We start from the raw sequence: 11,449 nt of genomic DNA on the forward strand, positions 1-11,449 counted from the left end.
AATAAAAATGAAATGTGATGAGGAACTTCTAAGAATCAATGTTCATAACAATGGAGAGCCGATCCCTGATGAATTATTGGATAAAATTTTTGAACCTTATTTTACCACCAGAGGAAGATCAGGCACAGGATTAGGTCTTCATATTTGCCGATTTATAATAGAAAATGAGTATCATGGCAGGATGAGTGTGACTAATAAGGATGACGGTGTAGAATTTATTCTAAAAATCCCTACAGCAATTCCTCAGGATGATGATAATTAATGAGCAGTAAATCTGCTTGAAGAGGGTTAAAATTATGAAACAGACACCAGATGAGAAGAAAATCCAGAAGAAAATGCAGCCAGGATTGATAACACTGGAAGGTTTTCTGGGCAATGATAACAGGCATTATCATGAGATAATCGCCGAAGATCTACGTTTACTGGAAAAATTAGGTATCACTAATGAACAGATTGCTGACAAATTGCAGGATATCACAGACCAGGCATTTGAGAGTTATGATGGTCTTACTACTCTAGAAAATGGGGCACAAGTTGAGTATGTGACATTTCGGGGGAAAGTAGTCAGCCCATTTAGTGGTCAAAAACCCTCACCCAAAGGGTTCGTAAGATATCATGATCCTCATAAAAATATTAGTATAAGCTGGTGTCCCTTAAATATTCAGATGATCAGAGATTATGGCTTTTTTGAGGGAAAGGGTTCACCAAACAGACTGGATCCTGAATTAATTTTTAAGTTGTTCTTTGCTTCAAAAAAATAAGTGAATTTAAGGAGTAAGAAATGAAAAAAATGTTTATGAGATTCTTTATGGTTTTGTTTATCAGTCTATTTCTCACAGGCTGTCTCACAACTGAGTTCAAGGAATATCGATTTACGATCAATAGCGATGGTTCCGGCTCAGGTTCGATTAAGTTCATTAATCTGGTCTCTGAAGAAGACGATGAAAAAGATGTATCTTTTGCTGATTTTCAGGAATTGATCAATGACTATCTGCAAGGTGAACAGTTTGAAACCGATAATCCTGCCTATCAGGTTACCAGCAAAGAGCTCTATGAAGAAAATGGGCAAATTTGTGCGACGGTAGAATTTACTTTTACACATTACAGCGATGTAAATTTCTTCCAGTATGATGAATGCAATTGTGCTCCTATGATGTATTATGCTGGTGATTTAAGTGAAACGGTAATAGAAATCGATGGCGAGAGTGTAACCGAAGACGAGTCCATTCCAGTTTATACGTGGGATTCTCAAGTAAAGAACTTCTATATAAAAACTTCTGTGAAAGAAGATATGACTGATGCCCACAATTTCCTGGATTTATACAAACTCTGGAAAGGCAAGCAATAGCACATTTTATTATATTAAAATTGAACTGGTATAACCGAAAGCGTTAATAAAACTAGCGAAGTTTGATTGTAGAAAGTCCAATAGCCAGCAGCAGCAAAGCTATGATCCAGAAACGGACAACTATCTTATCTTCGGAAAAACCTTTCTTTTGATAATGATGATGCAAAGGAGCCATTTTGAAGAACCAGCGTCCTTTGCCATATTTTTTCCTGGTGTACTGGAAATATCTGATCTGAATTAGAGATGACAATGATTCCACAACGAAAATGCCACCGATGATCAAAAAGAATATCTCTTCACGAAGGATGATGGAAATAACGGCAAGCTGACCCCCTAAAGCAAGGGCACCAGTATCTCCCATAAATATCTGAGCTGGTTTACAATTAAACCACAAAAATCCCAGTAAAGAGCCAACCAGGGCAGAAATAAAAACGGTTAGTTCTCCAGCCTGCGGGATGAATTCCAGATTAAGATATTCTGCATTGATAAAATTTCCCTTAATATATGACATTGTACCCAGCCCAAGTAAGGCAATAGATATTGTTCCTGTAGCAAGTCCATCCAGTCCGTCAGTTAAATTTGTTCCATTGGACGTACCCACTATCATCAGTACAGTGAAGGGTATAAAAATCCAGAATATATTCAGACTCACGCTTTTAAAAAAAGGAATACAGATAGTTGTAATTGTGCTTTTATCGACGGGACTACTGATAAGCACCATAGCGACAAAAAATCCCAGTATGATCTGTCCCAGAAATTTATACCGGGCGATCAATCCCTGCTTTTCCTTTTTGATATTTTTAAGATAATCATCCAGAAATCCCAGTCCTCCCAACCAGATAGTTACCAGATACATAAGCAGTATATAGTGATTTGTGAGATTATTCCATAATAAAGAAGTTACTAGTACCCCGCTGAGAAAAATAATCCCGCCCATTGAAGGTGTATTAGCTTTTTCCCTGTGTCCAATATCCATGAGATAATCACTGATAATTTCCAAAGCCTGCTTTTCTTTGATCTTTTTTATGATTAAGGGACCAACCGTAAGAGTATAAATAAGTCCAGTAATAAACGCCATAACTGATCTAAATGTGATATATCTGAAAACGTTGAAAAGGTTTAATCCAAAAAACTCGCTGTTTGATAGAGGATCAAACAAATGATAAAACATTATACCTCCAAAGAATTTCGGAATATCCAGTTCAGATAACCCTGATCAGGATCAATTTTCAAGCTGGTAAATAATTTAAATATATCTTTTTTTGTCTCTAAAAATCTTTCTGCATCCAATAATCGCTGCTGCGTACCCACATCCAGCCACCAGCCTTTATGTGTCCAATCATTGAGATGCCCTGCGGCTGAAAGAGGGATAAATCCTGAAGTTACTAAAGAAGAACATCCAGAAGGCAGATACTGAAATATCTCCGGAGTCAGCAGAGCACTGCCTGTATAGGCATAGCTATCAATCAAACCAGTACACCTTAAATTACTGAAATCTATCACCTGATCATTCTCTACAGCTACTGTTGGTTTACCTGATGCAGATACTGCCAGGATGGAATTATCCCTGTTATGCTCATGAAAATTTATCAGATCAGAGAAATTAATATCGCAAATTATATCAGCATTTATTAGTAAAAATGGTTCTTTAAGTAAGTCCCGGCATTGTGAGATACCACCCCCGGTTCCCAGCAATTCGGTTTCTTCAGATAAATAGATATCAAAGCCAAAATTATGATGATGATCCAAGAAATCTGCTATCATTTCACCCAGATAGCAGGTATTAATGATCAATTCTTTGATTCCAGCCTGTTTCAATCTGGCAAGAGCATAGCATAAGAGAGGAATCCCATTTACCGGGATCAAAGGTTTAGGGAGTTTCATAGTAAGTGGCAAAAGTCGCGTGCCCTTACCTGCTGCCAGAATAAAAGCTTTCATATTAAAAAAAGCTCCCTGATATCAGAGAGCTTTTTATATTCATATTATTCAAAAGAGTAACTCTCTTGTTTACTTAATGTCCTCAATGGCTGCCTGAGCTGCTGCCAGACGTGCTATTGGAACGCGGAATGGTGAACAGCTCACATAGTTCATACCCACGCGATGACAGAATTTCACGCTGGCTGGTTCTCCACCATGCTCTCCACAGATGCCCACTTTCAATTCAGGATTGACAGCTCTGCCTAAACGAGTTCCCATTTCCACTAATTGACCAACACCTTCCTGATCAAGTACAGCAAACGGATCATCTTTTAAAATTCCATTTTCCAGATATACCTTCAGGAATTTCCCGGCATCATCACGACTGTATCCAAAAGTCATCTGAGTGAGATCATTTGTTCCGAAGCTAAAGAAATCTGCTTTTTCAGCTATCAGGTTAGCAGTAAGTGCTGCCCGGGGAATTTCAATCATAGTTCCCACAAGATAATCTACCCGAACACCTTTTTCAGCAAAAACTTTCTCAGCTGTTGCACGGATGATCTTTTCCTGCATCTCAAATTCCTCGATCTTGCCGATCAGAGGAACCATGATCTCAGGATGAACATCCACGCCTTTTGCTTTCACATTTACTGCTGCTTCAATGATACCACGAGCCTGCATCTCAGTAATTTCCGGATAGGTATTTCCCAGACGGCAGCCACGATGTCCCAGCATAGGATTAAATTCTGCCAGATCGTGCACTTTCTGCTGAACATCTGCCAGACTGATACCCATCTTATCAGCCAGTTCCTGCTGGTTCTTAGTTTCATGAGGTACAAATTCATGCAGGGGAGGATCCAGAAGTCGTATTGTTACCCCAAAACCGTCCATAGCAGTAAATATCCCTTCAAAATCTTCTCGCTGGTAGGGCAGAAGTTTTGCCAGTGCCTTACGGCGTCCTGCCACATCTTCAGAAAGTATCATTTCACGCATTGCCATGATGCGTTCGCCTTCAAAGAACATGTGCTCTGTTCTGGTAAGTCCAATCCCCTGTGCACCATATTCTCTGGCAATTCTGCTGTCCTTTGGTGTATCGGCATTTGTCCGCACATACATGCGGGTATATTTATTACACATTTTCATCAGTTTGCTGAAATTTTCACTTACTTCAGGAATACGGGTTAGTATCTTGCCTTCATATATCTCGCCCTTAGAGCCATTTAATGATATCCAGTCGCCTTCTTTATATACTACGCCGTTACAGGTCATTGTTTTGGCTTTATAATTGATCTTTATACTGCCGGCACCGGATACACAGCATTTGCCTTCTCCTCTGGCTACCACGGCTGCATGAGAAGTCATACCGCCACGGGCAGTTAAAATCCCTTCTGCTTTATTCATCCCTGCCAGGTCTTCCGGTGAGGTCTCTATACGCACAAGGATAACTTTCTTACCGGCTTCTGCCCATTCTACTGCATCTTCTGCCATGAATACTATCTGTCCGGTTGCTGCGCCAGGAGAGGCAGGTAAACCCTTACCGATAATATTTGCCTTCTTCAAAGCGTCCAGATCAAATACAGGATGCAGAAGCTCATCAAGTTTATTAGGCTCCACACGCATGAGTGCTGTTTTTTCATCGATCATACCTTCAGCCAGCATTTCAATTGCCATGCGCACCATTGCAGAACCGGTACGCTTACCAGTACGCGTTTGCAGTAACCATAAGCGTCCATCTTCGATTGTGAATTCCAGATCCTGCATGTCAGAATAATGATTTTCCAGTTTGGTTTCCACTTCCACAAGTTCTTTATATAATCTTGGCATGGTTTCTTCAAGTGAAGGATAATTAGCTGCACGTTCTTCTTCTGATACTGCTGCCAGGGCTGCCCAGCGTTCACTACCTATCCGGGAAATCTCCTGGGGAGTTCTGGTTCCGGCTACCACATCTTCACCTTGAGCATCTATCAGGTATTCACCATTAAAAAGGTCTTCACCAGTCCCTGCATCACGTGTAAAAGCTACTCCAGTTGCGGAGTTTTTACCCATATTGCCATAAACCATAGCCTGGATATTTACTGCTGTTCCCCAGTCATGGGAAAATTTATGCATATTACGGAATAATTTAGCTCTGTCATTATTCCAACTGTCAAATACCGCTGTGATTGCTCCCCAGAGCTGTTCCCAGGGATCGGTTGGGAAGTCATGACCTGTCTTAGCTTTAACTGCTTTTTTGAATTGGTCAACCAGTATTTTCAGGTCTTCTGTGGTCAATTCAGTATCCAGTTCCACTTTTCTCGCTTCTTTCATCTCTTCAATTATAAGTTCAAAAGGATCTATATCATTTTTATTATCCGGCTTCATTCCCAGTACCACATCGCCATACATCTGCACGAATCTGCGATAGCTATCCCAGGCAAAACGCTCATTTCCACTTTTGGCTGCCAGTCCTGCCACTACATCATCATTAAGTCCCAGATTGAGTACTGTATCCATCATTCCCGGCATTGATACCCGAGCTCCGGAACGTACTGAGATCAATAGAGGATTGGCTTTATCACCAAATTTCTTGGCCATGATCTTTTCTATATGTTTGATTCCAGTTCCTAATTCATCCCATAAAAGCTTCTGCACTTCTTTATGGCCTAATTTATTATATTCAGTGCATACTTCAGTAGTTATTGTAAATCCGGCAGGAACAGGTACACCGATCAAATTCATCTCAGCTAAATTTGCTCCTTTTCCACCAAGAAGGTTTTTCATTTCAGTCTTACCCTCGGCAGCTCCTCCGCCAAAGAGATATACTCGCTTCTTTTCCATCTTCTTCTCCTTTAATACTTTATGTTTTTTTACTATTTTTTATCAGCGAAACAACATTCCTTTTTACACACCTTTATGTGTCAATGAAAAATATCTATTGAGGGGGAAGAGTGACTGATGATCTGTGATCTGTGAAGAGTGAAGAGTTGACCCGTCCTGAAATAAGTTGACTGAAAAAGTGAATGCTTGGAACGAACTTTGTCGGTAAGCCGTGTGCGGGAAAACCGCATGCACGGTTTGATGAGGGGGACAGGGAATGGAAATTCTGAACCTGTCTCTACTCTACTGGTAGCAAAATTCCCTGAAAAAGATTTGAAGACTATAAATATAATAGGGCTTGACTTTAAATCGTGATTTATTTTTATCATTTTTTGTTTCTGGGGAAATGTTTGGATAAGGGAGTAAGTAATGTTCAAGAATTACCTGGTTACAGCTTTGCGCAATATTTTGCATCATAAGGGATTTTCCTTTATTAATATTGCCGGATTGGCAATTGCCATGACGGTTTGCATCATCATATTGTTATCAAGCATCTATGAGATAAGTTATGATCGTCATTTGCCAAACTATGATAGGATTTATAGAGTAAATACGGAATTTCATCTATCAGCAGAAACTGAGCGTTACCAATCATCACCAGAGCCCACGGGTCCCACATTGAAGGAAATGTTTCCCGAAATTACCCACAATTGCCATATTTATCAAACCAGTGGATTGATGGTTTATGAAGATAAAACTTTTATGGAAAACAACCTCGTTTACACAGACCCCGATTTTCTGGAAATGTTTTCAATTGAGGCAATTCATGGTGATATAAATACCATGCTTGATGATCCTTATGCCATCGTGATGACCGAAACAGTGGCAGAGAAATATTTTGGTAAAGCAAATCCAGTAGGGGAAGTGATCCGCAGAAATGATGTACGAGACTATACTGTTACCGGCGTAATTCGTGATTTCCCGGCAAATGCTACTTACGAATTCGGTTATTTTATGTCAGTTAATCTCTTTCAGGAAATTGATGTGGGTTTTTTGGGGCAGTGGGGAAATATCAGTGGGGAAACATTGATCATGACTGACGCTAACGTAGATATTGATGATCTGGGAAAAAAGATATGGAGTGTGCCTAATGACCTGAATCCCGATCAGGAAGTATGCTATCTCTGGATGCAGCCACTCAGTAAAATACACCTTTATAATCTGGATGGCAATGGAGCAATCCAATACATTTATATCTTTCTGGCAGTGGGGTTGATCGTGCTGATCATTGCCAGCATCAATTTTATGAACCTTTCAACTGCGCGCTCATCTTTACGGGCAAAAGAAGTCGGCATCAGAAAGGTTGTGGGAGCTCAGCGAGGAGAGCTTGTAAGGCAATTTTACAGTGAATCACTTTTACTCGCTGTGATCGCCATGTTAATTGCAGCACTGACTGCGCGCATCATTATTGCATCTGCAGATCGTTTTGCTCCCATCAATGACGCGTTTAATCAGCTTTGGGATTTAAATTTTTCCCTGCAGCTGCTGGGTATCACAATTTTTACTGGTTTATTTGCAGGCAGTTACCCGGCAATATTCCTTTCGTCTTTTAAACCCATCACTGTATTGAAAGGTGCTTTCAGCAAGGGAAAAACAGGGAAAATATTGCGCAGTATTCTGGTAGTCATCCAGTTTTCTCTTTCAATTGCTCTGATGATAAGCACGCTGATAGTTTTCCAGCAAATGAATTTCATGAAGGAAAGAGATTTGGGATTCAATAAAGACAACCTGATATATCTGCCAATTAAAGGTGAACTGGTAGAGAAATTTCCCGAATTTAAAGAAGAGCTTCTTAAAATATCCGGCATAACTGACGTTTCACGCTGTTCAAGTATAATCACGGATATTGGCTACGTTGCCAGTGGTCTTGACTGGGAAGGCAAGCCTGAGGAAGACGATCCGATCTTCAGTTTTGAAGGTATTGATTATGACTATTTTGAGACCTGTGAAATGGGATTTGTGGCAGGGAGAGGTTATAGTGAGGAATTTGCTAATGACGGAGAGAACTATATTCTCAATGAAACTGCCATAAAGCGGATCGGCTATACAAATGAAAATGCGGTAGGCAGGATGTTTGATATGTGGGGCAGAAAAGGAAAGATCATTGGCGTGGTTAAGGATTTCAATTTTAAGCATCAATCATTTAAAATTGATCCTTTGATACTTACCTATTTTCCTGGTTACCTCAATTATATCCTGATAAGGACTGCCGATGGTGATGTAAGTGAGATTATGGATTCAATTGAAGATAACTGGAAAGCATTTGTCACTCAGTTTCCCTTTGATTACGCATTTTTAGATGAATCCTTTGAGCAGCTTTATGAGTTTGAAGATAATATGGGCTATCTCTTTAAGATTTTCACTGCGCTAACGCTTTTTATATCTTGCCTCGGATTATTTGGACTCGCTACTTATGTGGTGGAACGCAGGACAAGGGAAATTGGTATTCGCAAGGTTCTGGGTGCATCTGTGAGTGGACTGATCACACTGTTGATAATGGAATTTACTAAATGGGTAATCATCTCTAACATAATAGCCATGCCTCTTGCCTGGTTTATGATGAATAAATGGCTGGAAAATTATGCCTTTAAAACCGGAATTTCCTGGATAACTTTTGCTGGAGCTGGCATCACAGCTCTCATTATTGCAATTATAACGGTTTTTGTCCAAACTTACAGAGCCGCAAATGCTAATCCGGTTGAATCATTGAAGTATGAATAGGTGAATTAGTGAGTCGTGAGTCGAAACTGAGATGAGTAAAGAGTGAAGAGTGAAGAGTGAAGAGTTCAACCACAGACTACACGGACTACACGGATAAAAGAGAATAAAAATTAAATAGCTCTTTTAAAAAATACATTATATTACATTATTCGTGCCTGTCAGTACTGTCAGGGTTTCAAGCTCTTACATTACATTTATTCTTTCGCTGATGATCACTATTATTATGAGCAACTAATAGTCTTAGCAAGCTTACGGCTCATCAAGACAAAACGATCAAGACGAACTAAAAAACAGTAAAACATCTAATATCCATCTTATACTTCTTCAGTTCGTTTTGTTCGTAATTGCTCGTTGCTAAAATTCTTACATTACATTTAATTTTACATTTTACATTTTCAATTTCCCGCTCCGTGTTGATCTGTGTAATCTGCCTGCCGTGCCGTAGCCTTCTGTAAGTGCTCCCTAACTTAATGACGGAGTAGGTGTAGGATGGTGGCATCAGTGTTCTATTCTTCTCACGTATAACTTCTTATGTAAATCCAGCAGGATACCAGCTATGATTAATATTTCTTGACAAAATATTTTAGATTATGTAAATTATTTCTATAGAAGTAAATAATAATTTAGATGAATTTATAGGAGGAACAATGAAAAAAGTACTTTTTGCCTTATGTATAATTATAGTATATAACTTATCCGGGTTAATAATTAATATTCCCTCTGATTACGCTACTATTCAAGATGGCATTGATGCTGCGGCTGATGGTGATACTGTTCTGGTATATCCTGGAGAATATGGAAGGATCAATTTTGACGGGAAAAATATAGTAGTAGGATCTTTGTTCTTAACAACCGGAGATGAATCATATATTACTTCGACGATTATTTCCTGTACTCAGGAGTACATCGTTATATTTGAAAATAATGAGACAGAAGAGGCAATGATCAAAGGATTTAGTATCGGAGAAGGTCAAAATATGTCATTCGGGATTCTCTGTGACTCTGCTTCACCTCAGATCATTAATAATGCCATTAATGTCCATACAGGAGCTGGCATCAGATGTGAAGGTAACTCCTCTCCCTGGATAGCGGATAATTCTATTCAGAATGCTTCTCGTGGTATTCATGTACTTGATGATTCTGCGCCATACATTTATAATAATCATATTTCGGTGCCTGGATACAATATTAGCAATTGGGGTATTATGGCAGTGTCCGGTCAGCCTATTATTGATCACAACGTGATTATAGGCAGTAATTATTTTCCTTCAAATGGAATTCTGGTTGTGAATTGTAGCGATATTATAATAAAAAATAATATTATCTCCGCAAATTTCAGAGGAATATCGACTGGACAGGGGATTATAATTAATAATCTGTTTAAAAATAATTCAAGCGCTGTTTATTGCGGTTCTTCATCTGCGGTGTTTCTTAATAATTCTTTTGTTAATAGTACCAGTGTTGCCTTTAAATGTGATTCTGATGTTGAAGCCACTATAACAAATTGTATTTTCTGGGATAACGGAGCTGATTTTTATAGCGATACAACAGTTTATCTCCGTAACTGCTGTATTGAAAATTATATCCCCTCTAACATTCATGATCTGGGCGGAAATACTTTGCTTAACCCCGGTTTTATTGATCCTGATGTTGGGAATTATCACCTTTCGCTGACCAGTGCCTGCATTGATGCCGGAACTACTGACACTACAGGATTGAACTTGCCTGATTATGATTTAGAGGGTAGTTACAGAATAAAGGACGGTAATGGTGACCTTACTCAAATTGTAGATATAGGCTGTTATGAAGCTGATACTATCACAAACCCCGGATATATTAGCGGTAATATTGTTCTGGAAAATGGTAATGGCAACGTTGTAGATGTTTTGGTAGGTGCAGGCAAACCTGTCCATCCGGACGCCCAGGGGGATTATCTTATCACAATTGGTGCCGGTGCTCCGCAATATAACGTCACTGCTACCCTGGAAGGTTATTTAACTCAGACAATTGATAACGTTGAAGTTATTGCCGGAGTTACTACTGAAAATGTTGATTTTCTATTGCAGCCTTTCCTGCAGGATGACTACATAGATTTCACTCCCGATTCTCTGGTTTTTCTGGTGGGTGAAGAGATGTATCTGCCTTTAAAATTTAAAAACATATCTCAAACAGAAATAATTATCAATGATATCTCCTATACAGTTCACCATGATGTCTATTTCTTCCATATGCCCTGGACTCCGGAATTCCCTTATGTTTTTGTGCCTGGCGATTCTCTTGAATATAGTATCTACAGGGATCTTCCTCCGAATGCTCTCACGCGTGATTTTTATTATGATTCTTTATTTGTGTTTACGGATATTGGTCGTTTTAGCTTACCACTTTTATTAGATACAGAGCTCGGTATAGATGATCCTGAAATTACTATTCCACTCGCAGGTTTACAGCTTTCAAATCACCCTAATCCCTTTAATCCGATTACTATGATCTCGTTTATTCTCCCCCTGGCAGGAAAAACAGAACTGAATATCTTCAATATTAAAGGACAGAAAGTCAAATCCCTGGTGAATGATTTCCTTACTTCAGGAGAGCATAAATTTATCTGGG

8 protein-coding genes are annotated in these 11,449 nt (G+C 39.3%); 5 read left to right on the forward strand and 3 right to left on the reverse strand.

Features of this window, described 5'->3' with window-relative positions:
* The 3 genes from RAO94_00205 to RAO94_00215 form a co-directional block, all read left to right on the forward strand.
* The coding region (locus RAO94_00205; GenBank protein MDP8320748.1) for an ATP-binding protein at nucleotides 1-262 on the forward strand (262 nt) is incomplete at its 5' end.
* A gap of 34 nt (nucleotides 263-296) precedes the next feature.
* Nucleotides 297-761, forward strand: a complete 465-nt coding sequence (locus RAO94_00210; protein MDP8320749.1) for a hypothetical protein — start codon at nucleotides 297-299, stop codon at nucleotides 759-761.
* A 20-nt stretch (nucleotides 762-781) separates the two neighbouring features.
* Nucleotides 782-1,348: a hypothetical protein gene (locus RAO94_00215; protein MDP8320750.1), complete on the forward strand. Its 567-nt coding sequence runs from the start codon at nucleotides 782-784 to the stop codon at nucleotides 1,346-1,348.
* A gap of 52 nt (nucleotides 1,349-1,400) precedes the next feature.
* Here the strand turns inward: RAO94_00215 and mraY are convergent, their stop codons facing one another.
* The 3 genes from mraY to ppdK all read right to left on the reverse strand — a co-directional run bounded on the left by mraY (nucleotide 1,401) and on the right by ppdK (nucleotide 6,082).
* Complete coding sequence (gene mraY / locus RAO94_00220; protein ID MDP8320751.1) at nucleotides 1,401-2,519, reverse strand: phospho-N-acetylmuramoyl-pentapeptide-transferase; 1,119 nt, start codon at nucleotides 2,517-2,519, stop codon at nucleotides 1,401-1,403.
* Nucleotides 2,519-3,286 carry a nucleotidyltransferase family protein gene (locus tag RAO94_00225; GenBank protein MDP8320752.1) on the reverse strand — a complete coding sequence of 256 codons (768 nt, stop codon included), beginning with the start codon at nucleotides 3,284-3,286 and terminating at the stop codon, nucleotides 2,519-2,521. The genes mraY and RAO94_00225 overlap by 1 nt, the downstream gene beginning before the upstream one ends.
* Before the next feature lie 69 nt (nucleotides 3,287-3,355).
* Nucleotides 3,356-6,082, reverse strand: a complete 2,727-nt coding sequence (ppdK, locus tag RAO94_00230; GenBank protein MDP8320753.1) for a pyruvate, phosphate dikinase — start codon at nucleotides 6,080-6,082, stop codon at nucleotides 3,356-3,358.
* 408 nt (nucleotides 6,083-6,490) lie between these two features.
* Here ppdK and RAO94_00235 point away from each other — a divergent pair, with 408 nt between their 5' ends.
* Nucleotides 6,491-8,842 carry an ABC transporter permease gene (locus RAO94_00235; protein ID MDP8320754.1) on the forward strand — a complete coding sequence of 784 codons (2,352 nt, stop codon included), beginning with the start codon at nucleotides 6,491-6,493 and terminating at the stop codon, nucleotides 8,840-8,842.
* A 647-nt stretch (nucleotides 8,843-9,489) separates the two neighbouring features.
* Nucleotides 9,490-11,449: right-handed parallel beta-helix repeat-containing protein (locus RAO94_00240; GenBank protein MDP8320755.1), on the forward strand; the 1,960-nt coding region annotated here is incomplete at its 3' end.

Source organism: Candidatus Stygibacter australis, assembly GCA_030765845.1.
Classification (GTDB): Bacteria; Cloacimonadota; Cloacimonadia; order Cloacimonadales; family TCS61; genus Stygibacter; species Stygibacter australis.

Excerpts from the sequence above, each read along its gene's own strand:
- RAO94_00210 (MDP8320749.1), top strand. The coding sequence starts at position 297 with ATGAAACAGACACCAGATGAGAAGAAAATCCAGAAGAAAATGCAGCCA.
- RAO94_00215 (MDP8320750.1), top strand. The coding sequence starts at position 782 with ATGAAAAAAATGTTTATGAGATTCTTTATGGTTTTGTTTATCAGTCTA.
- mraY (MDP8320751.1), bottom strand. The coding sequence starts at position 2,519 with ATGTTTTATCATTTGTTTGATCCTCTATCAAACAGCGAGTTTTTTGGA.
- RAO94_00225 (MDP8320752.1), bottom strand. The coding sequence starts at position 3,286 with ATGAAAGCTTTTATTCTGGCAGCAGGTAAGGGCACGCGACTTTTGCCA.
- ppdK (MDP8320753.1), bottom strand. The coding sequence starts at position 6,082 with ATGGAAAAGAAGCGAGTATATCTCTTTGGCGGAGGAGCTGCCGAGGGT.
- RAO94_00235 (MDP8320754.1), top strand. The coding sequence starts at position 6,491 with ATGTTCAAGAATTACCTGGTTACAGCTTTGCGCAATATTTTGCATCAT.